Source organism: Hyphomicrobium sp. NDB2Meth4 (genome assembly GCF_900117445.1).
Taxonomy (GTDB): Bacteria; Pseudomonadota; Alphaproteobacteria; order Rhizobiales; family Hyphomicrobiaceae; genus Hyphomicrobium_A.
Genome location: NZ_FPEJ01000005.1, coordinates 43,739 through 68,211, shown reverse-complemented (window position 1 = coordinate 68,211; position 24,473 = coordinate 43,739). Strand labels below are relative to the sequence as shown.

Here is a 24,473-nt window from a genome sequence, read left to right as displayed (position 1 = left end):
GTTAGGCCGTGCCGGCCCAGATGACGGGGAGGATCTCGCTGATCCATTGCGGCGGCCGGATGGCGCCGATGTTCACGGATGGTAACGGATTGCTGCGGGTGCGGAGCTTAGCGCTCGAGCCATACGACGGCGCCCCAGCGAGCCGTGCCGAGCTTGCGCGGGTTGGGCTGCGGTAGGGGCAGTCGCATGAGCAACGTCATCAGCCAGGAGAGGCGTTTGAGGCGCAATGCCACCTCGGCGCTGGAGAGGACCTCGCGCACGCGCCAGCCGAGAGCTTCATAGAAGGCGACGCCGTTCTCAGGCGCAAAGTGCATGGGCGCGCTCGCGAGGATGTCCTGCATGTTGCTCATGAACATCTCTCGCACGGCGGGGCTGATCTGATCGGACACCCACCACTTGACGCCCGCGCGCTTTAGATCGTCCGAGAGGCTGCGCACCAGCGCGTCGTCGAGGTACATCAGCAACCCTTCGCTGAGGACGAGGACGCGCTGGCGCCCTGCGGTCACGCCATCGAGGAAGGCGGCGCGTGCGGCGTTGTCGGCGAGGTCGACCTTGACGCGTTCCAGCTGGCAGCGCGGCGTTTCGTTGGCCAGCAGCCGGTTCTTCTCGTCGACGAGGCCCGGGAGGTCTGCCTCGATCCACGTCAGCGTTTTGGGCAGGTCGAGCCGGTAGGGGCGGGTGTCGAGCCCAGCAGCGAGGTTGATGACGCAGTCGCAGCCTTCGGCGATAGCGGTGGCGATGATCTCGTCGATGCTGACGGTGCGGGCGATGATGGGCCAGCCATTGCGCATGGCCTTGGGCGCACGCGCAACGATCTCAGGTCCGGTGACGCCGGCCAGGCGTTCGGCCAGGGGATCGCGAAAGACGGCATCGGGACGGGCCGATTCCACAGCGCGGTGAAAGGCGACCCAGTTGGCGGTATCCGAGATCGTATACGTCTTGCCGGTCTGGCGGCCTGTCTGGTCGCCTATCTGGGCCTCGGTCATCGGTTACTCTCCGCTGCGGCGGCCCATGCATTGCTCATGACCCCCGTGCCCGAATTTTGTTGCCGTGTCATGAAAGCTCTAGCCGATACTCCAGGATGTCGCCGGGCTGGCAGTCGAGCACGGCACAGATGCGCTCCAGCGTGTCGAAGCGTATGCCTTTGACCTTGCCAGACTTCAACAGCGAGACGTTCTGCTCGGTGATGCCTATGCGCTCGGCAAGTTCCTTGGAGCGCATCTTGCGACGCGCCAGCATCACGTCGAGATTGACCACGATTGTCACGGCGCCCTCAGACGAAGCTGGCATTTTCTTCCGCTAGACGTGCAGCTTCGCGCATCACGGATGCGAGAGCAACCAGCACGCCGCCAACCACCAGCGCGACGTAGTCGTTGCTCGAGAGCGTGAGCAGCAGGATGCGTTGGCCGGGCGGATTGGCGAGGGAGAGCGCAAGCGCAAGTGCCGTGGCGGTGAGCGGGCCGAGCGGCGCCTGCGCCAGGACCGCAACTCCGAACCGGTGCAAGTGGAGGGCTGCAGCGCTGCTGAATGCATGTCCGCGAGCGAAGTCTTTGAACATCGCGCGGGCGTTCCACAGTCCCCACAGCATCACGCTGAATGGCACGGCCGTTATCGCTGCAGCGGCCAGCACTTGATCGTGGCCGAGCGGAAGATTGGAGCCGGCCTGACCCATACGCGTCAGCAGCATATCGCGTGTCCAGGTCGGGACGAGGAAGGCAGATCCCATCAACGCGACCATGGCCACCATACCGGCCGACGTCAGTCGAGCCATGGTTCGAGACAGGCGGACGAGGGTAGCTCGCGTGGGATTAGCGGGTTTCAACATGGGCATGTCCTAACTTGATTGCGATGATTAATTATCGTAACACGATAATAAATCATCGTAAAGGATGGGGCAATTATGGCTTGTAAGATGCGGGTGGCATTCTTGACGGCGATTTTGGGTGTGGGGCTTTCGGCGTGCGGGCACGTTCCCATCACCTCACTGTACTCGCTTTGGAAGATCGATTTTGAGACCACCGACCCAGGGAAGATACGGGCCGCGATAAAGCTGCCGCGAATGATCAAGCCGCGCGCAGGGGGAATGCATTTGAGGATCGCCGTGAAGGCGGGCGATGCACCCGAAGTGGCGGAGGACTTCGCTCTCGTCGAGGTGACGGACCGGGACGAGTTGCGCGCACTCGATTATGCGATCGATCTCGGGACGTCGGTCTATGCGTATCGCATCCTTGACAAGGATGTTCCGCGGCTGGAAGCATTTCGCTCGACGCTCTTGCAGAAGAAGCAGCAGGGGGCGAGCGGTACACTGAGTATCGCGATTATTCCCGAGGCCTGCCGTACGGGACCGCTACCGCGGGGATCGCTGCTGTTTTCGACGTATTTGCGCACCAGCGAAACGGGGACGTACGTTCCACTGACGGCCGACGTCGATTTGCACACCCTGGACAGCAAGCGTGACATAGCCGCGCTCATTCCGCTCTGCGCCTGAGAGGCCGCGCGGACCTAGTCTCCGCGGCGGCGGGCCATGAAGGCGATGCGCTCGAAAAGGTGCACGTCCTGCTCGTTCTTGAGAAGGGCGCCGGCGAGCGGCGGGATCAGCTTGCGGCTGTCGCTCTCGCGAAGGGTATCAGCGGAGACGTCCTCGTTCAGCAGCAGCTTGAGCCAATCGAGCAACTCGGACGTCGACGGCTTCTTCTTGATGCCGGGCATGTCGCGCAGGTCATAGAAGATGCGCATCGCTTCGGAGACGAGCTTTCCCTTGAGGCCGGGGAAGTGCACCTCAACGATCTGGCGCATGGTCTCGTCGTCCGGGAACTTGATGTAGTGGAAGAAGCAGCGGCGCAGGAAGGCGTCGGGGAGCTCCTTCTCGTTGTTCGAGGTGATGATGACGATGGGGCGGTTGTGCGCCTTCACGGTCTCGCCGGTCTCGTAGACGAAGAACTCCATGCGATCGAGTTCCTGCAACAGGTCGTTGGGGAACTCGATGTCGGCCTTGTCGATCTCGTCGATGAGCAGCACCGGGCGTGCCTCGTGGGTGAAGGCCTCCCAGAGCTTGCCGCGCTTGATGTAGTTCTTGATGTCCTGGACGCGGGGGTCGCCGAGCTGGCTGTCGCGCAGGCGGGAGACGGCGTCGTATTCATAAAGGCCCTGGTGGGCCTTGGTCGTCGATTTGATATGCCACTCGATGATGGGCACGCCCAGTGCCTCGGCCACCTCGATGGCGAGGGCGGTCTTGCCGGTTCCCGGCTCGCCCTTGATCAGGAGGGGGCGGGAGAGGGTGATGGCGGCGTTGACGGCGACCTTGAGGTCGTCGGTCGCCACGTAGCGGCGCGTTCCTTCGAACTTCATCGGCGGGGGAGGATCCTTTGTGATCGGAGGCCCGGCCGGCCTCAGGGCTTTGTCGACATTAGTGTTCCGGGCAAGCGGGCGGCAAGGTCGGGCGGGGTGCGGTGATGCCGCAACGCTTCACCGTGCCTGGTTTGCAGGCGGATGCCTACCTTGCCGACCGATTCGCAGGCGCTGCCTTTTTCATTCCACTGCCGCAACTTAAGTCTGTTCTCGGAACGCCTTGACATACGTCGTTCCTGCCGCCAATAGGAGGCGCTTAAAGCAGCTTGTTACCGCCGGTTGAGGGGCCGGCCGTTCTCTTCAAGCCTCGTGGAGGCACGGATGAGCAAGCGAAGCGCCAAGACGCCTGTAAAGGCGAAAGCTTCCTCGGTGAGCCGCGCTGCATCGGTGCGTGCGGCAGGGAAAAGCATTGCCGGCAAGCCCCCCAAGACAAGAGCTGCTGCGAATTCCGGGGCGAGTGACAAAAAGACTGTCGAGAGACAGGGTATCGAGAAGCAGAAGGTTGCGGGGAAAAAGATGACGGCACGCGCCAAGTCTTCGTCGATTGTGCTGCCACCTGACTACCGTCCATCCGAGGACGAGCCATTCATGAACGAGCGGCAGCGGATCTATTTCCGCAACAAGCTGCTCGCCTGGAAGGATGAGATCATCCGGCAGGCCCGCGAAACGCTTGCTGGGCTGCATGAGGAATCGACTCAGCACGCCGATCTTGCGGACCGCGCGACATCCGAGACCGACCGGGCGCTCGAGCTTCGCGAACGTGACCGCCAGCGCAAGCTGGTCGCGAAGATCGATGCGGCGCTGGCGCGGATCGAGGACGGCTCCTACGGGTACTGTGAGGAGACGGGCGAACCGATCGGCCTCAAGCGGCTCGATGCGCGTCCGATCGCGACACTGTCTGTCGAAGCACAAGAGCGCCATGAGCGGCGCGAGCGGGTCTACCGCGAGGACTGAGGTCGAGGGCCGCGGTGGCGCCCTTTCATCCTTGCTTGTGACCGGTGAAGGCCTCGCGCGGGGAGCGTGCGGGGCAATCAATGCCAGCTTTGCGCGCTCGCCCGTTGCGCTGCTTCGCGCGCCCCTACCTCAGCTTTCTCTCGTTGGCTTCTCGACGCTCGGTCCCGGCTGCCGCTGCTCTGCGGGCTCCAGCCGGCCTTGCTCGTTTTCAGGCTTAGTTGCGGACGGCGCGAAGACATCGGGATAATCATCCAGGGTCGTCATGTGGTGCACGTGGATGTCGCGCTGCGGGAACGGTATCTCGATATTGGCCGCCTTGAACGCTTTGAAGATGCGGATGCGCAGATCAGACCGCGCGTCGCCGACCTTGTTGACGTCGGGGACGACGCCAAGGACGATAAAGTCGAGACCATCCGCGCCGAAGTTGTCGAAGCCCGCCCAGGGCGGAGGGTGCTTCTGCACGAGCGGGCATTCGGACGCCACCTTGAGGAGAATTGCAATCACCTGTTCGGGATCGGAATTGTAGCCGGCGCTCACGCGCACCAATGCGCGGCCAAGCGCGTTGCGATGCGTCCAGTTCGTCACGGTCGTGGTGATGAACTCGGAATTGGGCACGATCAGGCTGGCGCGATCGAAGGTCTCGATCTCGGTGGAGCGCACCGAGATGCGACGAACGAACCCTTCCTGGTTATTGACCGTGACGCGGTCGCCCACCTTGATTGGGCGCTCGACGAGCAGGATCAGGCCAGAGACGAAGTTGTTGACGATAGACTGAAGGCCGAAACCGATACCGACCGACAAAGCACCAGCAACGATGGCGAGGCTCGTGATGTCGAAGCCGGCGTATGAGATGGCTGCCAGAGTGGCGACGGCAAATCCGATGTAGCCGGCGCCGGTGTAGATGGAGTTGGCAAGGCCCGACTCGATGCGGCCCTGGGCGAGGGCGCCGGCCGCCAGCCAGCGCTGAACAAATCGCGTAACTGCCAGTAGCAGCACGAAGAGCACCAGCGCGGCGAAGATGCGCGCGGGTGAGATGTGTATTCCGCCGATCTCGAACCCGAACAGGACTGCGCGCACCCAGCTGGTGATGTCGGTGACCGACAGTCCCCACGAGAGCAGCAGCAGCGGCAGGGCAATGACGAACAGGGCAATCGTCAATAGAACCCGCTCGACGCGGGCGAGCTGTGTGCGTCCAAACTCGTCGAGGCTGAATCGTTCCTCGATGATGGCGCTCATTCCGGTCGAAGGACCAGCTTGTCCGGGCACCAGCGCGGCGATGCCGATATAGAGCACGGCGACGGCGAGGATGCCGGCCCCCGTCGTCAGCAGCTGGGTGAGGAAGAAGCGCCCGAGCGCGACATAGCCCAGCATCGACATGGCGAGGAGCGCGATTGCCAAGCCGACGATCAGGAACTTGAGCCAGACAGGGGACCAGCGAGAAACCGGCGTGCTGACGATGTTGGTGGGCGATGTGAAGGGCGTGCGTGCGATGAACAGCAGCAGCAGCGCGTAAAGAATGCTGGCGATGAATGCGACGACGATGCTGGTGGAGAGCGGCAGCGCAAGAATGCCGATGAGCCGCTGCAACATGTAGTCGAGCGCATAGACGGCGGCGATCCCCTGGACGGCGTAACAGACGCGCCGTGCACCGGTGTCGTCGAGGTCGAAAATGCGCCAACGTGGGCGCCGTGGCTGGAGCAGCGCACGCGCGAACGCGAAGATCGCGATCATGACGAACAGCGGGAACAGTGCAGCCGTGGCAAAGCGCTCCACCTGCCAGTACAGCAGACCGAGTTCGTCCAATCCCGCATAGAGCACTATCAGCGCGACCACGGATGGCAGCGCTAGCAGCGGGGCAACCCACGCGACCGCGGCAGCGCGCTCGGGCAATGACGGAGTCGCTGGCCCACCCTCGTCGAGCTGCCGGCGCAAGATGCGCTGGCGCAAGTATCGCAGCCCGAGATACGCGCCAAGAGCGGCGCCTACGACCCCAAGAAGACCCCAACCGGAGAGCCTGGCGGCGGACCACCAATTGGAGAGGACGGATCCGACCTGGCGGCGGGCGAATGGAACCTGATCAGCGGCTTGCGTCCAGACACGCCACTGCAGCGGCGTGTCCGTCTGGCGGAGCAGGAAGCGGGTGAAGATGCCCTGGCGAGCGTGCTGAACACGGCTGACCAGCTGGCGCGCGCGCAGCTCGATGAGCGCCGCCTTCTTGATGGCGCCGTCGATCTGCGCGGCAATGCCATTGAGGCGCTGACGTTCCGCGACAACGTCGGGGGCTTCGGGCGGCTCGCCTTCCTTCGGCGGAGCGCCGAGTTTGTCGATCTGCGAGCGAACCTCGGCCAGCGCCGGCTTCAGATTCTCGCCGGCATTCTTGGCGTTGGTGGAGATCTTTTCGATCTTGCCGCGCAGGGTGGCGAGGTCGCTCTGGCTCCCAGGGGCCTGCTCGAGATTTTTCTCGGCCGCGTCGATTTCGCCAGCGAGGTTGTTGACCGGGCGGACGAGCTCTTCGACCGGGATGCCCGCGGCCTTCGGCTCGGGGAGAACTGGTGTCGCCTCGGGTGCCGGCGGGGACGCGGGGGCGGTGGCGCCATTGGCCGGTGCTGCTGGCGCAGCCGGATTGGTTGCAGGAGCAGTTTGAGCAGGAACTGCGGCGCCGGGGGCTTGTGCGGGCGCCTGCGCCGCGCCGGGAACTGCCGGTTGTGGCTGCGCTGGGTTGGCGGGAGGCGCTGCCGGTGACGGCTGGGTCTGCGCGGGTGCCTGCTTCTGCTGCGTCTGCCGCGCAGGCGGTGCGGCGGGGGCCGCTTGGGTCGGGGCAGCTGGTGTTGGTGGTGCGGCGGCAGCCGGCGGAGCCTGCGGCGTGGCCCGCGGCGTGGCGGGAGCTGCGGTCTGCGCCGATATCGTCGCCGTTGCCATCGCGGCGAGGCAGAGCGCCGTGGCGAACAGAGTTTTGAGCGACGATGGTGAGCGCATCAGGGGCCTCCGGCGCGAAAACAGATCAAATGGCCGTGGTTTGGCCGGTCGTCACTCGGCAGCGACGCCGAGCGGATGCGGCGGATGTTGCCTGAGCGATGGCGGGGACTTCGTCTCGCCCGCCTCGGGTGTCGCGCCAATGCCGGTCTCGATCACGATATCTACGGGACCGCCCGTCAAGAGCAGATGCTCGACATTGTCGCGTCTGATGAGGACAAGCTTGTGTTTGGCGTCGATCGTGACCTGATCGATAACCTCGAGGCGCTTTTGCGCCTTGGGTGCGAGCAGAGAGGTGAGACCGCGTGACCGCATCATTTTTCGCACGATCACTGCCACCGCAACAATGGCAGCAGCAAGGAAAGCGACGACGAGAACACGCAGCAGAACTTCCGTCATTTCTCACTTCGCTGGTGTAAGGTGCGAGGATCGTTCGCAGTTTCGAATGGCGTCATTGCATCGGTCAGCGCCACTCCCGGGTATAGCCGCGAATTTATGCGATTTTAACCCTAATGATTGAACTGTTGACGGGTAAAGCGCCGCAACCGAAACAGCCCCGCGCGGGCATAATACGGGCATTGATGCCAGTCAGACGCGGTAAATATCGGTGCGAAGCTTCTTGTGTGTAATGCGTACAGAGTACATCGCTCATGCCGGCGCCCCACGCCTCCACCAGTCAGAATCATATAGCTTCCCTGCGCATGCGAGAGCACGACGCAATCGATCTGCCGTCCGCTCCATTTGATACCGTCACGCAGATGCAGGGGTTGAGCAGTTACCTGCCGACCGTGGGCGCCGTCGTCCTCGGTGCGCTGATTGCATTCGGCATCGTGGCGAGCGGCGCGGGAACGCCGGTGCTCGTCACCATGCTGGTGGCGCTGGCGACCGTTGGGCTATTCGCCCTCTTCGCCTATTCAGCCGGTTTCATTCGCTTCGGTCAGCGCACGCCCATCGGCGACGTCGTCATGGCGGCGACGGACGAGATGGACGTTGGCGTGATGATCGCCGATCGCGATGGCGTGCCGCGGTACACAAACGCCGCATTCGACGACATCGTCGGTGGCGGAGAGCGCGATGCGCTGACGGCGCTGCAGCAGCTCATGGCACGCGATGCCGGGGCGAGCGCGGCGCTGTTTCGCCTGACGCGCGCGGCCGAGCGCGGCGAAGAGCTGTTCGAGGAATTCTCCGTGACCCGCGGCGCAGGCGGCACGCGCAATCGGATCAACCTGCAACTCTCGGTTCGTCCGGTGCCGGACTCGCTGAACCTGGACGCGCCGGGGCTGGTGGTCTGGCGGCTGAGCGATGTCACGGCGGAGCGCCGCCGCGAATCGGATCGCGTGGCCGGTGTCGAGGTGCAGCTTGCGCAGTTCGACAACGCGCCGATCGGGCTCGCTTCGGTCGGGCCGGATGGATCGCTGCTGCACGTCAACTCGACGCTGGCGCGCTGGATCGGCCGGACGCCGCGCAACGTCATGGAGCAGCAGCTGACGCTGGCGGATATCGCTTCCGGTGATGGCGCGGAGTTGCTGTCGCGGCTGACGGGCGGCGTGCCGGACGAGCTGCAGACGATCGATATCGATCTCACCGGCGAGGACGGCCGGGTGATGCCGGCCCGGCTGCTGGCGCGCACGGTGCCGAGTGGCCGTGGCCTGACGGTTGCCGTTGTCGACATCGCCGGCGAGGCTGCAGCGGAGTTCAAGGGAGATGCAGCGGGTGCCCGCTTTGCCCGCTTCTTCCAGTCGGCACCTTTCGGCATCGCTATGCTCGGATCTGATGGCCGCATCGTCAGTGCCAACGCCGCGTTCTGCAGGATGGCGCTCGACGGCGCTGCTGGAACAGGTGTCTCGGCTGTTGATGCACTTGCGCGCGCCGCCGACACGACAACGCGTGCGGCGGTGGAAGAGGGCCTGAAGAAGGTCATCTCTGGCCGCGTGCACAATGTGCCGATCGATATCACGTCGGGCGGGAAGCGCGAGATCGTCACGCGCGTCTACATGAGCCCGTTCGCCAGTGGTGGCGCGCGTGAGGCTGCTATCCTCTACGTGGTGGATGCGACTGAGCAGAAGGCGTTGGAAGCGCGCTTCGCGCAGAGCCAGAAGATGGAAGTGGTCGGCAAGCTGGCGGGCGGCATCGCGCACGACTTCAACAACATGCTCACCGCTATCCTCGGCTTTTCGGACATGCTGCTGACCATGCATCGCCCGAAAGATGTCGCCTACAAAGACATCATGAACATCAAGTCGAGTGCCAACCGCGCAGCCGAGCTGGTGCGCAAGCTGCTGGCATTGGCGCGGCAGCAGACGCTGCAGAACGAGGTCGTCAGTCTCGGCGAGGTGCTGAGCGATGAGTCCTCGCTGCTGAAGCGCTATCTCGGCGAGAAGAGCGAGCTGCGGATCGAGACGTCGCCCGATCTTTGGTATGTGATGACTGACAAGCACGAGTTCGCGCAGGCGCTGTTCAACCTCATCACCAACGCCAAGGATGCGATGCCGGACGGCGGCACGCTGACGATCAAGGCGCGCAACGTTCCCGAGCGCGAGACGCAGAAGTTCGAGAACCGCGAGTTCACGCCGGGCGAGTACGTGCTGGTCGAGGTGAGCGACACCGGCCACGGCATGAGCCGCGAGGTGATGGACAAGATCTTCGAGCCGTTCTTCACCACCAAGGCGATCGGCAAGGGCACGGGCCTCGGCCTCGCGTCGGTCTACGGCATGGTGAAGCAGTCGGGTGGCTACATCTATCCGGACAGCGAAGAGGGCAAGGGCACGACGTTCCGCATCTACCTGCCGCGGCACCATGCCGACGAGGACGTTGTCGTCGTCAAGGAGCGCAAGAAGGAGCAGAAGGCTGCCGACCTCACCGGCACCGGCCGCGTGCTTCTGGTCGAAGACGAAGAGGTGGTGCGCAACTTCGCGGCGCGGGCGCTGAAGCGTCAGGGCTACAAGGTGCTGGAAGCCGGCAGCGGCGTCGAGGCGCTCGAGGTGATCGAGAAGACCAAGGGCAAGATCGATATCGTGGTGTCCGACGTGGTCATGCCGGAAATGGACGGACCGACGCTCTTGAAAGAGATGCGCAAGAAGAACCCGGACATTAAGATCATCTTCGTGTCGGGCTACCCCAACGACGCTTTCAAGGCTGCGCTGGGTGACGAGAACTTCGCCTTCCTGCCGAAGCCTTTCTCGCTGCCGCAGCTTGCCGCGAAGGTGAAAGAGGAGCTCGCCCGCTAGAGCGTTGGGAGTCGCAAGGAACGGCGACGTGCTCTAGTGCTGAATGGGACCGATGATTTACGCTCCGGACTGATAAGGTCCGGGGCGGTCACGGTCCAAGGGGGAGGCCTATCCAATGACGTTCATTCTTCGTGTGATCGTGCTTGCCCTGATGGGCGGCCTCATGACGCCGGCGCTTTCCGCTGCCGAGAAGATCGTGCCGCGCGCGGGCTTTGCTATCGCGCCGTTGCCGACCGACGAGGCCGTGCAGAGCGGCATGGCGGCGATCCGCAGTCTCGTCATCACCAACCATTCGCTGGTGACGCATCGGCGGATGCCGCCCGATCACGCGCAGCGGTTTGCGGCGCAGGTGAAGGTGGAGGCCGACAAGATATTGGCAAAGACTAGCCTTTCGGGAGAGGCGCTCGACAAGTTGAAAGCGCTGCTGGAAGAAGTGGTGACGGGGCTTGGCGCGGTGGCCAAGCCGACCGAGCAGTTGAGCGCCATGGATGGTCTACAGCGCGCGGACGCGGCGCTGGCGCGCTATCCGCAGGAGTTCGATGATCCGACGTGGAAGCCGCTGCAGGCGGTGGAGTAGGCGGGGTGAACCGCCGACGCTTGAGAGGGTATTGTTTTGCGATGCTGGGTTCGATGAAGTAGAGCCGATCCTAGTTTGTAAGGATCGAAGATTGCTGCCACGGCGTCTAAGTCGTCATCCTCGGGCTTGTCCCGAGGAGCCACCTATCGCATCTCGCTGATGGTGTCTGTTGCTCGCTGGATCCTCGGCTTAAAGCCGAGGATGACATTTCGCGGCTGTCGCGCTGCTAGAACTTGCCGGTGATGCCGACGACGGGACCCTGCTGCACCACGTCGAATTCGTAGCGGTCGATGCCGCTGCCCTGCACGTAGTTGACGGAGAGTGCGCGGTAGCCGAGATAGCCGTCGAAATCGATCGCGGCGTGCGAGCCCAGATAGAAATTGTAGGTGGCGATGGCCTGCCAGGTCATCTTGCTGCCGACGCTGAAGCCGCCGATGTCACCGCGAAAGACAAACGAGTCCGTGGGGCTGTGCTGGTAGACCATGCGCGCTCCCAGGAACGGGTCAACCCAGTCGACGCCGCCAGAGCGGGCGAGTGCGATGCCGCGCTCGATGACGAGGTTGCGTATGTCGAGCGTGCCATCGAGGGATAGGTCGACGTCCAGCTCTTGATGCCAATAGCGACCGCCAACAAGCAGATCGAGAGTGGTGTCAGCTTCGCCGGGGCCCGGGCCCATGCGCCAGCGGTTGGTCTCGTACATGCCGCCGAATTCGACAATCCATTGCTTGTAGTCGGCGGAAAGCGCTGCGCCGACGGAGCCTTCAACGTGAGCCGAGAACTGATGTGAGCGGGCGAAGCTGTCGGAGTCCGAGTTCTTGGTGAACATGACGTCGGAGAACAGCGTGATCGCGCCGCGACGCGCCTCCTGGTAGCTCATCCAGGCAAAATCGAGCGAGCTCAGGACTTGGCCCGGGTTCTGATTGATAGTGAAGTCACGGCCTTTGACGGTGGCATCGCCGTTGATCCAAGGGAGCCAAGCGTAAGGCGTGAACTTGAAATGCCAGCCGCTCGGGCCGGGCTTGATGGGTGAGGTTTGCGCCGACCATTGCGGAGTGCCGTCTGCGCGGGCAGCAGTGGCGAAGATTGCGAGCGCGACGCTCATGAACATCGGCACGCGCATTCGAAGCCTCCCTCGGCGGGATTTCCACAAGCTTCGCACATTGTCTGATTCGTCCGCGTGCGGTTGTGGCGCGCGGGCCACTGGCGATCCAGCGAGAAGCTATGGATCGTCGGGAAAGACGAGCGTTGCGGTGAAGCGTGCGCCCCAGCCCTGCGCATCCGTCTTCGGGTTCTCGACCCAATAGCGCACAGCCGGACCGATGCTGAGCGCTGCGCCACCGAGCCGGATGAGCTTGGTCAGCGACAGATTGATGGGTACGGACGCTTCATCGTCGAGCCAATAATAGAAGGCCTCGCTGTTGATGCCGAGCGTCCAGGCATCCGATGTCGTGTAGCTGAGGAACGGCTGGAGATAGAGTTCGTTGATCTCCGGCTCATCGATGTCGCCGCCGACCGACCAGAGCTGGCGCGTGAGAATTCCGACCGTCCAAGGGCCACGCGGCTGCCATACGATGGCGGCTGTCGGGCCCAAGCTCCACTTTTGCGAGCCGAGTTCCGGGTTGCTGGCTGGAAATCCGACGACCGGGCCCAAACCGACCGACAAACCTTCGGCGACGGGGCCGGTGGGCGAAGCGAAGAAGCTGAGGTTGACGCCCGAGAGGCCGTAGTCCGTACCGCCGTCGGGGGTGACGTTTGCTTGCTCGATCATGGGCATGAAAAGGCGGGTAATGACATTCCAGCCAGGCGTCACGTGCAGCGGCAGCACCGGCTCCAGGCGCAGATAGTTCGAGGTGCCGTCCCGGGTTGCTCCGAGCTGTCCATCCCAGTTGTACAGCAGGGGAACGGTGGCGAGATCGGCGATAGGGTTCGCGGTTTTTTTGGCGAGTTCGAAAAGCTGTTCATCTGCCTTCGCGGCGGTGACCGCGAGTGCCACGAAGACGAGGGCGAACCGAATGCCGTGCACGTGACGCTCCAGCGCGGAGAGCAGGTTCTGCGCAAGAGATGCCTTGATTCTAGCGCTCAGCCGAAGACGTAGTCGATGATGTAGGTGCGCGCTTCAGGTGAGAGACCCGGGGGAGGCTTGACGAACTTGGCGCGGTGGATGGCGTTGACCGCTGCATCATCCATCGCCTTGTTGCCGCTGGAATGGAGCACGCGCACGTAGAGCAGATCGCCCTGCTGGGTGATCTGGAAAGTGACGAGCACGCGGCCCCACAGCGCCACTGGCCCGGGCCGTGTCTTCACGAGCGCGTCGATGACGCTCTTGGTGAACTCGTCCGATTTGCCGCCGGCGCCGACGCCGCGCACCTTCATGCCGCCGCCGGATACCATGGCCTGCTGTTGCTGCTGCTGGCGTTGCGGACGGCGCGGTTTGCGATCGTAGTGTGCCTTCACTTGCTCGGAGAGATCGTTGGCGGCGGCGTCGAGCAGGGCCTCTAAGCTCGGTAGCGTCGGCTGGCCACCGTCGTGTTCTTTCTCGGCTTCCTTTTCGGGTTCCTTTTCCTGCGGCTTTTCCGGTTCAGCCTTCTCTTCCTCGGGCTTTTGCTCTTCCGGTTGTTGCTGCGGCTGCTCCTCGACCTGCTGCTGGGGCAGGGCAGCCTGCTGCTGGGGCTGTGGCGGCGCTGGCGTCGGTGGGCCGTTGGCGCCTTCCTGCCACTTCTGCGTCTTGGCGTTGAAGTCGGGCTCGGGGACGATCTCGACGCTGACGGTGTCGGCGCCCTGGCCCATACGCTCGCGCTCGCGCTGCTGCTGCTGGAGTTCATGCTCGATGGCGGAGAGCCCGCCGAGGTTCATCACCTGCGCGGCAATCAGCGATGCATACAGGAAGGTGACGAAGACGGCGCTGACCCAAAGCGTGCGCTCGCCACGTTCGGAGCCGGCGCGGATACGCTCGTCGGCGTTGAGCGCGCCAATGAGCGTGGCTTCGTCAACTGCTTCTGGCTTGGCGTCGTTAGCGTCGGCGTCTGCCACCACCTCGGGCGCAGCCTTCCCGTCCTCGGGCTCGTTCCCGGACTCGGCTGCAGGCGTCTCGGCCAGCGTCTTCTCAGCCGCCAGTTGCTCCGCCACTGTCGCGATGTCGGCCATCTCGGCTCGCGAATCGGCTCATCCCAATGATGGCCCAGTCTAGCGTGCCTGCAGCCGTACGCTTGCGGCCAATTGGCCACCATGCACACCGGAAAGATTTCGCTTTGTTTCTCGGGCGGTAGAGGACGATCAGCGGCGACGGTCGTAGCCAGCGGGCTGAACGACGTCGAGGAGGGTGTCGATCATGCCTACGGCGGTCGCCAGGACGAGGGCGTTCATCTTGTAGGCCTGCTCGGCCTCCACGAGCGTGACGATGCTCTGGGTGGCGTCACCGAGGGGGAGGGCGCCGATGCGGACGGGGCCGCCCTGCGGTTCAGGCTCGTTTGGCGTTGCTGTCGTGCCGATCGCGGCGATGTCCTGCGCCACGGCCTCGATTCGCTGGGCCTGGGTAGCCATTCCATTGGCAGCGGTGGCGATGATGGAGAACACGAGCAAACCCTGACGACGCGAGACCCTGGGCCGAAATGCTCGCAGGCATGGGGTTTCTCGCGTCTTAAGAGCGCCGGAGGGCTGCCGAACATGGTTACGAGGTGCTGGACCAACAAGAACAAAAAGTGTACATTCGAGTCGAATTTGAGAACGCTCGACGCTTGCCATATAGGTGAACGACATGACGAACCGGCCGGAATTGAAGGTCGTTGAGGGGGGTGCGATGGACAAGTTGAAGGCCCTGGAGGCGGCGCTCTCCCAGATCGAGAAGCTGCATGGCAAGGGCTCGGTCATGCGGCTGGGCGCCAATGACCAGTCGATGGACGTGGAGGCGATCTCGACCGGGTCGCTCGGGCTCGACATTGCGCTCGGGATCGGCGGTCTGCCGCGCGGGCGCATCATTGAAATCTATGGCCCTGAATCTTCCGGCAAGACGACGCTGTCGCTGCAGGTCGTGGCCGAGGCGCAGAAGACGGGTGGCATCTGCGCATTCGTCGATGCCGAGCACGCGCTGGACCCGGTCTATGCCAAGAAGCTTGGCGTGAAGATCGAGGATTTGCTGATTTCTCAGCCGGATACGGGCGAGCAGGCACTGGAGATCGCCGATACGCTGGTGCGGTCGGGTGCGATCGACGTGCTGGTGATCGACTCGGTGGCGGCGCTGACGCCGAAGGCCGAGCTCGATGGCGAGATGGGGGATATGCAACCCGGCATGCAGGCGCGCCTGATGAGCAAGGCGCTGCGCAAGCTGACGGCGTCGATCTCCAAATCGGGCTGTATGGTCATCTTCATCAATCAGATCCGCATGAAGATCGGCGTGATGTTCGGCAATCCGGAGACGACGACGGGCGGCAACGCGCTGAAGTTCTATTCGTCGGTTCGCCTCGACATCCGCCGTATCGGGCAGATCAAGGAGCGCGACGAGGTGGTCGGCAACCAGACGCGCGTGAAGGTGGTGAAGAACAAGGTTGCGCCCCCGTTCAAGCAGGTCGAGTTCGACATCATGTACGGAGAGGGTATCTCCAAGGTTGGCGAACTGATCGACCTCGGCTCCAAGGCCGGCGTGGTCGAGAAGTCGGGCGCGTGGTTCTCCTATGAGGGCGAGCGCATCGGCCAGGGCCGCGAGAACGCCAAAGCGTTCCTGAAGGAAAACCCGAAGATTGCCGCCGCGATCGAGAAGGCGGTTCGCTCGAATGCCGGTCTGATCGTCGACAAGCTGCTTGTCGAGGAAGAGCCGGACGCCGAGGGCGAGGAGCCCGACGAGGATGGCGTGCTGCCCGACGACGAGGGGAAGAAGCCAGCCCGAGCAAAGCGCTGAGGCGCTTCCAATTTGACGGTTATTGAGCGGCGCTGGAGGATTTCGGCGCCGCTCTGTTTTTTGGGGGTGACGCCGCCGGGGAAGCCCAAAGCCGCGCGGAGGCGGAGAAAGCGCCGCAGGCGCTTGACACCTGGCCTTCCGATCCGCGACGGATAGGCCGGCAAATCGGGCGGGTTGTGTTTTCCTGCCCGGACCAGGCGCCCTCTCCGAAAACGAGCTTTCGAAAGCGACCCATGGCCTCCGTCAACGACATCCGCCGCGCGTTTCTCGATTTCTTCAAGAAGAATGGCCACGAGGTCGTGCCATCGTCGCCGCTGGTGCCGCGCAACGACCCGACGTTGATGTTCACCAACGCGGGCATGGTGCAGTTCAAGAACGTGTTCACCGGACAGGAGACACGGCCGTACGTGAGGGCGGCCTCATCGCAGAAGTGCGTGCGCGCCGGTGGCAAGCATAACGACCTCGACAACGTCGGCTATACCGCGCGCCACCACACCTTCTTCGAGATGCTGGGCAACTTCTCGTTCGGCGACTACTTCAAAGAGCGGGCGATCCCGCTCGCCTGGGACCTGCTGACCAAAGACTTCGGTCTCGATCCGAAGCGGCTGACGGTCACCGTCTATCATACGGACGATGAGGCCTACGGCATCTGGAAGAAGCTGACCGGCTTCTCGGACGACAAGATCATCCGCATCTCGACCAACGATAACTTCTGGCAGATGGGCGACACCGGCCCGTGCGGCCCGTGCTCGGAGATCTTCTGGGATCACGGCGACAAGATTCCCGGCGGCCCGCCCGGATCACCCGATGCAGACGGCGACCGCTTCGTCGAGATCTGGAACCTCGTGTTCATGCAGTTCGAGCAGCTGCCGGGTGGAGAGCGTCTCAACCTGCCGAAGCAGTCCGTCGACACGGGCATGGGGCTGGAGCGCATTGCAACGGTGTTGCAGGGCGTCACTGACAATTACGACATCGATCTATTCAAGGCGCTGATCGCGGCTTCGGTCGCGGCCACGGGTGTGAAGGCGAGCGGCGAGCACAAAGCTTCGCATCGCGTCATCGCCGACCATCTGCGTGCCTCGAGCTTCCTTATTGCCGATGGCGTGCTGCCGTCGAACGAAGGGCGCGGCTACGTGCTTCGCCGCATCATGCGCCGCGCGATGCGTCACGCGCATCTGCTGGGTGCGCAGGAGCCGCTGATGCATCGGTTGGTGCCGGCGCTGGTGCACGAGATGGGCGACACCTATCACGAGCTGCAGCGCGCGCAGCCGCTGATCACCGAGACGCTGTTGCTGGAAGAGACGCGTTTCAAGAAGACGCTGGAGAAGGGCCTCGGCCTGCTCGGCGATGCGACCGCGAAGTTCAAGAAGGGCGACGTGCTGCCCGGCGAGACGGCTTTCAAACTGTACGACACGTTCGGCTTCCCGCTCGACCTCACCGAGGATGCGCTTCGCTCGCGCGGTGCTGGCGTCGATACCGAAGGCTTCAACGCTGCGATGGAGCGGCAGAAGGCCGAAGCGCGCAAAGCCTGGAAGGGCTCGGGCGAGGCTGTGACTGAAGCGATCTGGTTCGAGGTGAAGGAGCGCGTCGGGGCGACGGAGTTCCTCGGCTACGACACGGAGAGCGCCGCGGGCGAGATCGTCGCGCTGGTGAAGGATGGCAAGGAAGCCAAGAGCCTCAAGGCGGGCGATGAGGCTGCAATCATCGTCAACCAGACGCCGTTCTATGGCGAATCCGGCGGACAGGTCGGCGATGAGGGTGTCATCGTTGGGGCGAAGGGCGCGCTGTTCCGCGTGACCGATACTCTGAAAAAGGCGGGTGGCCTGTTCGTGCATTTCGGCAAGGTCGAGAAGGGCAGCTTCAAGACCGGCGATACGGTCGATCTCGAAGTCGACCACGACAAGCGCTCGGCGACGCGCGCGAACCACTCCGCGACGCATCTTCTGCACGAGGCGCTGCGGCAGGTCCTTGGTCCGCATGTTGCGCAAAAGGGATCGATGGTGGCCCCAGGCCGCCTGCGCTTCGACTTCTCGCATCAGAAGCCGATGAGCGCAGAAGAGATCGCGGCGGTGGAGACGCGCGCCAACGCGATCGTGCTGCAGAACTCTCCGGTCGAGACGCGGCTGATGGCTCTCGATGACGCCATGGAATCCGGCGCGATGGCGCTGTTCGGCGAGAAGTACGGAGACGAGGTGCGCGTCGTCTCCATGGGCGATGGCGGGCCGGCGGCGAACAAGGCGTGGTCGGTCGAGTTGTGCGGCGGCACGCACGTGAAGCGCACGGGCGACATCGGCGTCGTCAAGATCATCGCCGAGACGGCGAGCGCATCCGGCGTGCGGCGCATCGAGGCGCTGACTGCAGACGCAGCCCGCTCCTATCTTTCCGAGCAGGAAGCGCGCATCCGGGAAATCGCCTCGGCGCTGCATGTGCGTCCGGAGGATGTTGCAGAGCGCGTCAAGGCGCTGGTGGAAGAGCGCAAGCAACTGGAGCGCCAGCTTGCCGAAGCGAAGAAGCAGCTCGCACTGTCGGGCGGTGGCGCTGGTGGCGGCGAAGGCGCGGGCGCAGGCGGCGGCATCAAGTCGGTGGGCAGCGTGAAGCTTCTTGCGCGCACGGTGCAGGGTCTTAACCCCAAAGATCTGCGCGGACTGATCGACGACGGCAAGAAGCAAGTCGGGTCGGGTATCGTCGCCATTGTCGGTGTTACCGAGGATGGCAAAGCCGGGCTCGCGGTCGGCGTGACCGAAGACCTGATCAAGACGTGGAACGCGGTCGACCTGGTGAAGGCCGGCGCTGAAGCTCTTGGCGGGAAAGGTGGCGGCGGCCGCCCGGACATGGCGCAGGCCGGTGGTCCCGACGGCTCGCGCGCAGGTGCTGCGCTGCAGGCGATCGAAGAGCTCCTCAAGGCAGCGTGAGCGCGCAACAACGCCTATGAGGAAAAGGTATTTCCTGCCACAATTGCGGGATGTTTCTGGGCTTGGTCCCCTGATGGCGTGTGCATCTCATGCTGTGCGCGCATCAGATGCGGGAGAATAGATGACGGCGGAAGGCACAGACTTCACAGTCTATCGGGAGGCGATGATCCTCCTTGCCACTGCCGCCGTGCTGGTGCCGATCGGTCAGCGTTTCAGGCTAAGCCCAATTCTAGGGTTTCTCATCGCTGGCGCGGTGCTCGGGCCGCATGGGCTTGGCGCGCTCAAGTGGGCTCTGCCGCCCCTGCAATGGATCACTGTTTCCGAGGAGCGCGGGCTCGGTGCCATCGCCGAGCTTGGCGTGGTGTTCCTTCTCTTCATCATCGGCCTGGAACTGTCGCTCAAGCGATTGATCACCATGCGCCGGCTGGTGTTCGGGCTCGGCACCGCGCAGGTGGCGATTTCGGCTGTCATCATCGGTGGCATTGCAGGTCTGTTCGGCCTGAAGCCGGCGGCCGCAGTGCTTGTCGGACTGTCGCTGGCGCTGTCATCCACCGCTGTGGTGATCGAAGTTCTGTCCCGGCGCGGGCGTCTCAATACGACAACGGGCCGAACGTCCTTCGCCATCCTGCTGTTGCAGGATCTTGCCGTCGTCCCGCTGCTGTTCCTCGTCTCCATCCTGGGCCCAGACCATCAAGGGAGCTTGCTCAGCGGACTGGCTCAAGCGTTCGGACAGGCGGTGCTGGTCATTGCTGTTATCGGCGTGGTCGGCACGTGGCTGCTGCGGCCGTTCTTCCGGCTCGTGGCGTCAGCGGATTCCACCGAGCTGTTCGTCGCAGCGGCGCTGTTCGTCGTCGTCGGCAGTGGTCTGGTGACGGCGGCGGCGGGGCTGTCGATGGCCTTGGGCGCTTTCATGGCCGGCCTGCTTCTGTCGGAGACCGAGTATCACCGCGCCATCGAGGCGACGATCGACCCATTCAAGGGGCTCTTGCTCGGCGTCTTCTTCTTCTCCGTCGGGATGAGCCTCAACATCCCCGCGCTGTTCGCCGATCCCTGGCCGATTTTGCTCGGCATCGCGGGATTGCTGATCATCAAGGGCGGGGTGCTTGTCGGGCTGTTGCGGCTGTTCCGCATCCCATGGCCTTCGACGATAGAGACAGCGGTGCTGCTCGGCCCGGGCGGTGAATTCGCATTCATCGTCATCGGGCTTGCGATGGTCGGCCACATTATTTCGGAGGAGAATGGTGCGCTGGTGCTTGCCATCACGTCGTTCTCGATGGCGCTGGTGCCGGTGCTTGATCATTTCGCACGGCGGCTCTCGGGAAGTCTCAACGCCAAGGATGTAAATCCTGTGGTGGCAGTGCTGCCGCCACAGGAACGCGTCGATGCCATTGTCATCGGCTCTGGGCGTGTGGGCCGTCTGGTGTCGGACATGCTCACGCGGCACAACATCAAGCACATCATCATCGAGCGCGACCCGGCGGTGGTGGCTCGAGGCCGGACGAAGGGACTGCCGGTGTATTACGGCGACGCCAAGAACCCGCTCTTTCTCAAGCGCTGCGGCCTGGATGAGGCAAAAGGCGTGGTGATTACGATCAACAAGGCGTCGGCTGTCAGCGAGATCGTCACCACCGTGCGCGAGTTGCGCGACGATATTCTCATCGTTGCCCGCGCGCGCGATGCCGAGCATGCGCGCCACCTCTATAAGCAGAACGTGACCGATGCAGTGCCGGAGACGATCGAAGCGAGCTTGCAGCTTTCGGAGGCGACGCTGGTTGGTCTCGGCGTGCCGACCGGGCCGGTGATCGCGTCGATCCATGAAAAGCGCGATGAGTTCCGCGAGCAGTTGCAAGGTGCCGCTGGGCGGCCGACGCGCGGATTGCGAGCAAGTCAGGTCAAGAAGACGAGCTAATGGCCATTCGCGGTGGCCGCACGCCTTGATACGGCGGGTCCGATGCGGTCGATGCGATTGGTCCAGATGCCGCCGCTAAAGCTGCTCGGTAAGTCTTCGAACTGTTGCACCTCATCGATGCCGGTAGAGAACTGCCCGCCATCGTGGGGACCGAGGATGAAGACCTCGACCCCGGCCTCGTGCATCCGCTGCAGGAAGCGATTTGGCCATCCCCACAGCCAGGGCGCGATGTTGCTCGGGACGAGCATCAACCCGGACCGGCACGCAGCGGGTACCTGTCCGAGCCATCCCGCCTTGATGTAGTCAAACACGCAGGCCTTGAGCGACGTCTTTGAGCCGTACCGGATATCGGGAAGCTTTGTATGCACGGCCTCGATGGGCGGCGCTGCGCCGTAGATCATGAGCCGTCCGCGTGCGTCCGAACTGAGGTGTGAAAGGAAGGCGGCGAGCTTGTCGCCCTCGCTCGCATCGTTGCTCTTGATGTGAACGAGGAAGCGCTTATCGGGAAACGCCGCGAGCACTTCGTCGAGCGACGGCATCGCGCCGATGCCCTTGCCGCGGAATGGGAAGGTCTTGCCGCCATCGGCGGTGTAACCGTATCCGATGTCCAGCGCCTTCAGTTCGGCGAGCGTGTGCTCGCGCGTCACGCCCTTGCCATCCGTGCGGCAGTCGAGCGTCCAGTCGTGAAAGACGGCGAAATGCCCGTCGGTCGTCGGGTGGATGTCGAATTCGACGATGTCGGCACCGGCGGCGAACGCGGCCTGCATCGATGGGAGCGTATTCTCGATGAAGCCGTGCTCGGGTGGGTAAATGCGGCTTGCCGTGCACGTCTGCGCGTCGAGATCTTCGCGCGTGAAAGTCTGACCGAGCCCGCGGTGAGCCAGCAGGGTTGGGCTATCTTTGACCGGTGCCGACAGCAGTGAAGTGTTGTTGAGCCAGATGACAGCGGCGAGCAGCACGAGGATCGAGAGTGAATAGCGTAGTAGTTTGCGCATCAGAATTCTTGCCTACAACCGAGAGGTGCGCACTCAACGGGGGCAAAGCGGCGGTGACATGGCGGCAGGAGGGTTTAGAATTCACCATGCTGCGGCTTTGATGACCGCAACGGCTGGATAAAAGGCCAGCCGTGCTAGGAAGGCGAAACGGCATCCGTAATTCAAGCAGGGACAAGACCATCATGCGATCGGCCATCGCCAACAAGACCGCGACACGCATTGCCGCCAGCATGGCAGCGGCGTTCGCCATCGTACTGCCGGCGCAAGCAGCGCACGTCGAGATTGGCGTACTGACGTGTCAGGTGTCGGGCGGCATCGGCTTCGTGTTCGGATCGAGCAAGGATCTCGACTGCACCTTCAAGGGCCCGCGCAGCGTCGAGCACTATTTCGGTTCGATCGACAAGTTCGGCATCGATCTCGGCTTCACCGACAGAGCCAAGATCGTGTGGACCGTATTTGCGCCGACGCGGGATCTCGAGCCGGGTGCGCTTGCGGGGAAGTACGGCGGCGTCTCCGCCGAGGCGACCGTGGGGCTGGGCGTCGGCGCCAATGCGCTGCTCGGCGGGTCGCACAACTCGATTGCGCTGCAGCCTCTGAGCGTGTCGGGGCAAGAGGGCCTCAATATAGCGGTTGGCGTTGCGGCGCTGCGTCTGCGGGCCGAGTGAGGCTCACAGGCGCTGGCTTGGCTCGGCCCGATTTTTCGACCTGATCACATGCGGCTTGTGCTCGCAGCCATCTTCTGGTCCCGGCGATCGATACCCATATGATTGTCGGGACAGGTGCTGGTAGACCTCATGGAGGCGCGGCATGTCCGACAGCAGATCTGAAATCGCGCAAGCAGCTTTTGCATCCGCACCGTCAGAACACCCGGCTCCGCCGCCGGGTGTCCAGCCCGGCATCGAGATCCCGGGTCAGGAGTTTCCGAGCGCCGTCTACCTCACCATTTTCGGTGCGTTTGCTTGGATGCTGTTGGTCGCGTGGTTCGCATTCGCGGCGCCAGATGGGACCAATCTCGACCTGATGATGGTGACGGTGCTGGGCCTGATGTTCTTCGGCATCCCGCTCGCTATTCATCACACCACGGTTAGGCACACGATCGAGGTGCCCCTTACGGTGCGCCGGTTCGAGGCGGAGCCGTTTCAGACCTACACCGGACCGATGCCGGCATGGCAAGCGTGGGCTGAGGTGGCGCTGATCCCCGTGGCGCTCGCTTTTGCTGCGACGCTGTTCGGGGCGGTCTATTGGCTCGTCGGATGACGCGCGAGCAATCGGCGGAGCGATGAGCTCCGCCGACGATCGCTCTCAGGCGGTCGTTTTTAAGCCGCCTTGGCCATTTCGATCTGCAGGTTCTCGTCGATCTTGTCGAGGAAACCGTTCGTCGAAAGCCACTTCTGCTTGTCGCCGACGAGCAGCGCGAGATCCTTCGTCATGAAGCCTGACTCGACGGTCTTTACGCACACGCGCTCCAGCGCGGCGGAGAAATCTGCCAGCGCTTTGTTGTCGTCGAGCTTGGCACGGTGGGCGAGGGCACGCGTCCAGGCGAAGATTGAGGCGATGGAGTTGGTGGACGTTTCCTTGCCCTTCTGATGCTCGCGGTAGTGGCGCGTAACGGTGCCGTGCGCAGCTTCCGCTTCAACCGTCTTGCCGTCCGGCGTCATCAGCACGCTGGTCATCAGGCCAAGCGAGCCGAAGCCCTGTGCGACGATGTCGGACTGCACGTCGCCGTCGTAGTTCTTGCAGGCCCAGACGTAGCCGCCCGACCACTTCAGGGCCGAAGCGACCATGTCGTCGATGAGGCGGTGCTCGTACCAGAGCTTGCGCTTGTCGAACTCGGCCTTGAACTCGGCGTCGAACACTTCCTGGAACAGATCCTTGAAGCGGCCGTCGTAGGCCTTGAGGATGGTGTTCTTGGTGGAGAGGTAGGCGGGGTAGTTGCGGTTGAGCGCGTAGTTGAACGTTGCGCGCGCGAACTCGCGGATAGAGTCATCGAGATTGTACATCGCCATGGCGACGCCCGAGCCCGGCGACTTGAACACTTCCTTCTCGATCACTTCGCCGTCCTCGCCGACGAACTTGATCGTCAGCGTGCCCTTGCCGGGGAAGCGGAAGTCGGTCGCGCGGTACTGATCGCCAAAGGCGTGGCGGCCGATGACGATGGGCTGCGTCCAGCCAGGGACGAGGCGTGGCACGTTCTTGCAGATGATGGGCTCGCGGAAGATGACGCCGCCGAGGATGTTGCGGATGGTGCCGTTGGGACTCTTCCACATTTCCTTCAGGTTGAACTCTTTGACGCGCGCCTCATCGGGGGTGATGGTCGCGCACTTCACGCCGACTCCGTGCTTCTTGATGGCGTTGGCGGCATCAACGGTGACCTGATCGTTGGTCGCGTCGCGGTTCTCGACCGAAAGGTCATAGTACTCGATGGGGAGATCGATATACGGAAGGACCAGCTTGTCCTTGATGAGCTTCCAGATGATGCGAGTCATCTCATCGCCGTCCAATTCGACGACGGTTCCGGTTACCTTGATCTTCTGCATCGGGTTCCCTTGGCGTGGGTGGGTGTCTCGCCGAGCACATTAGCCACGATGGTGCGTCGCAACAAGTTGTGCGAGTGGCGGGTGCGGCGGAGCGCAAACGGGCGGTGCCCGGCTTGTTGCTCCGCGCGGGTCTGCTATGGGGTGGGGCAT

Annotated in this window: 21 protein-coding genes; 9 read left to right on the top strand and 12 right to left on the bottom strand. The window is 63.4% G+C overall.

Annotated features, from left to right (window positions below; genetic code table 11):
• Positions 1-107: 107 nt before the first annotated feature.
• From NDB2M4_RS09220 to NDB2M4_RS09210, 3 genes are all read right to left on the bottom strand, one after another.
• A complete protein-coding gene (locus NDB2M4_RS09220) occupies positions 108-986 on the bottom strand; it encodes a class I SAM-dependent methyltransferase (protein ID WP_072373681.1) in 879 nt (292 codons plus the stop codon).
• A 67-nt stretch (positions 987-1,053) separates the two neighbouring features.
• Entirely contained in the window at positions 1,054-1,266 is a 213-nt protein-coding gene (locus NDB2M4_RS09215; protein WP_072374940.1) for a helix-turn-helix domain-containing protein, read from the bottom strand.
• Positions 1,267-1,273: 7 nt separating this feature from the next.
• Positions 1,274-1,825: a DUF2975 domain-containing protein gene (locus NDB2M4_RS09210; protein WP_244536111.1), complete on the bottom strand. Its 552-nt coding sequence runs from the start codon at positions 1,823-1,825 to the stop codon at positions 1,274-1,276.
• A 258-nt stretch (positions 1,826-2,083) separates the two neighbouring features.
• Here NDB2M4_RS09210 and NDB2M4_RS09205 point away from each other — a divergent pair, with 258 nt between their 5' ends.
• Entirely contained in the window at positions 2,084-2,488 is a 405-nt protein-coding gene (locus tag NDB2M4_RS09205; RefSeq protein ID WP_139247176.1) for a hypothetical protein, read from the top strand.
• 14 nt (positions 2,489-2,502) lie between these two features.
• On the opposite strand, the gene NDB2M4_RS09200 is transcribed toward NDB2M4_RS09205, so the two are convergent.
• Positions 2,503-3,348 carry an AAA family ATPase gene (locus NDB2M4_RS09200; protein WP_072373672.1) on the bottom strand — a complete coding sequence of 282 codons (846 nt, stop codon included), beginning with the start codon at positions 3,346-3,348 and terminating at the stop codon, positions 2,503-2,505.
• Between the two features lie 516 nt (positions 3,349-3,864).
• Between NDB2M4_RS09200 and dksA the strand changes: the two genes are divergently transcribed.
• Positions 3,865-4,302, top strand: coding sequence for an RNA polymerase-binding protein DksA (dksA, locus tag NDB2M4_RS09195; protein WP_072374937.1), 438 nt, complete (start codon positions 3,865-3,867; stop codon positions 4,300-4,302).
• A gap of 129 nt (positions 4,303-4,431) precedes the next feature.
• Here the strand turns inward: dksA and NDB2M4_RS09190 are convergent, their stop codons facing one another.
• Entirely contained in the window at positions 4,432-7,278 is a 2,847-nt protein-coding gene (locus tag NDB2M4_RS09190; protein WP_072373669.1) for a DUF3772 domain-containing protein, read from the bottom strand.
• A 51-nt stretch (positions 7,279-7,329) separates the two neighbouring features.
• Complete coding sequence (locus NDB2M4_RS09185) at positions 7,330-7,674, bottom strand: flagellar biosynthetic protein FliO (protein ID WP_072373666.1); 345 nt, start codon at positions 7,672-7,674, stop codon at positions 7,330-7,332.
• Between the two features lie 302 nt (positions 7,675-7,976).
• Between NDB2M4_RS09185 and NDB2M4_RS09180 the strand changes: the two genes are divergently transcribed.
• Both NDB2M4_RS09180 and NDB2M4_RS09175 read left to right on the top strand, forming a co-directional pair.
• Positions 7,977-10,502 carry a hybrid sensor histidine kinase/response regulator gene (locus NDB2M4_RS09180; RefSeq protein ID WP_244536109.1) on the top strand — a complete coding sequence of 842 codons (2,526 nt, stop codon included), beginning with the start codon at positions 7,977-7,979 and terminating at the stop codon, positions 10,500-10,502.
• Positions 10,503-10,617: 115 nt separating this feature from the next.
• Positions 10,618-11,079: a hypothetical protein gene (locus NDB2M4_RS09175; RefSeq protein ID WP_072373660.1), complete on the top strand. Its 462-nt coding sequence runs from the start codon at positions 10,618-10,620 to the stop codon at positions 11,077-11,079.
• A gap of 226 nt (positions 11,080-11,305) precedes the next feature.
• Here NDB2M4_RS09175 and NDB2M4_RS09170 read toward each other — a convergent pair whose 3' ends face one another.
• The 4 genes from NDB2M4_RS09170 to NDB2M4_RS09155 all read right to left on the bottom strand — a co-directional run bounded on the left by NDB2M4_RS09170 (position 11,306) and on the right by NDB2M4_RS09155 (position 14,652).
• Entirely contained in the window at positions 11,306-12,199 is an 894-nt protein-coding gene (locus tag NDB2M4_RS09170; RefSeq protein ID WP_072373657.1) for a hypothetical protein, read from the bottom strand.
• A 99-nt stretch (positions 12,200-12,298) separates the two neighbouring features.
• Entirely contained in the window at positions 12,299-13,102 is an 804-nt protein-coding gene (locus tag NDB2M4_RS09165; protein WP_083556099.1) for a hypothetical protein, read from the bottom strand.
• Between the two features lie 56 nt (positions 13,103-13,158).
• Positions 13,159-14,223: an energy transducer TonB family protein gene (locus NDB2M4_RS09160; RefSeq protein ID WP_072373651.1), complete on the bottom strand. Its 1,065-nt coding sequence runs from the start codon at positions 14,221-14,223 to the stop codon at positions 13,159-13,161.
• A 129-nt stretch (positions 14,224-14,352) separates the two neighbouring features.
• Positions 14,353-14,652: a hypothetical protein gene (locus tag NDB2M4_RS09155; protein WP_139247175.1), complete on the bottom strand. Its 300-nt coding sequence runs from the start codon at positions 14,650-14,652 to the stop codon at positions 14,353-14,355.
• Positions 14,653-14,833: 181 nt separating this feature from the next.
• On the opposite strand from NDB2M4_RS09155, the gene recA reads away from it, so the two are divergent.
• From recA to NDB2M4_RS09140, 3 genes are all read left to right on the top strand, one after another.
• Positions 14,834-15,970 carry a recombinase RecA gene (gene recA, locus NDB2M4_RS09150; RefSeq protein WP_072374935.1) on the top strand — a complete coding sequence of 379 codons (1,137 nt, stop codon included), beginning with the start codon at positions 14,834-14,836 and terminating at the stop codon, positions 15,968-15,970.
• A 233-nt stretch (positions 15,971-16,203) separates the two neighbouring features.
• On the top strand, positions 16,204-18,882 hold the full coding sequence (gene alaS / locus NDB2M4_RS09145; protein WP_072373646.1) for an alanine--tRNA ligase: 2,679 nt from the start codon (positions 16,204-16,206) through the stop codon (positions 18,880-18,882).
• 121 nt (positions 18,883-19,003) lie between these two features.
• Positions 19,004-20,791, top strand: a complete 1,788-nt coding sequence (locus NDB2M4_RS09140; RefSeq protein WP_072373643.1) for a cation:proton antiporter domain-containing protein — start codon at positions 19,004-19,006, stop codon at positions 20,789-20,791.
• On the opposite strand, the gene NDB2M4_RS09135 is transcribed toward NDB2M4_RS09140, so the two are convergent.
• Entirely contained in the window at positions 20,788-21,786 is a 999-nt protein-coding gene (locus tag NDB2M4_RS09135; RefSeq protein ID WP_072373640.1) for a glycerophosphodiester phosphodiesterase family protein, read from the bottom strand. The two genes, NDB2M4_RS09140 and NDB2M4_RS09135, sit on opposite strands and share 4 nt — an antisense overlap.
• Positions 21,787-21,968: 182 nt before the next feature.
• On the opposite strand from NDB2M4_RS09135, the gene NDB2M4_RS09130 reads away from it, so the two are divergent.
• Positions 21,969-22,451: a DUF992 domain-containing protein gene (locus NDB2M4_RS09130; protein ID WP_072373637.1), complete on the top strand. Its 483-nt coding sequence runs from the start codon at positions 21,969-21,971 to the stop codon at positions 22,449-22,451.
• Between the two features lie 142 nt (positions 22,452-22,593).
• Positions 22,594-23,043, top strand: a complete 450-nt coding sequence (locus tag NDB2M4_RS09125) for a hypothetical protein (protein ID WP_072373634.1) — start codon at positions 22,594-22,596, stop codon at positions 23,041-23,043.
• A 59-nt stretch (positions 23,044-23,102) separates the two neighbouring features.
• On the opposite strand, the gene NDB2M4_RS09120 is transcribed toward NDB2M4_RS09125, so the two are convergent.
• A complete protein-coding gene (locus NDB2M4_RS09120) occupies positions 23,103-24,323 on the bottom strand; it encodes an NADP-dependent isocitrate dehydrogenase (protein WP_072373631.1) in 1,221 nt (406 codons plus the stop codon).
• Positions 24,324-24,473: the final 150 nt, after the last annotated feature.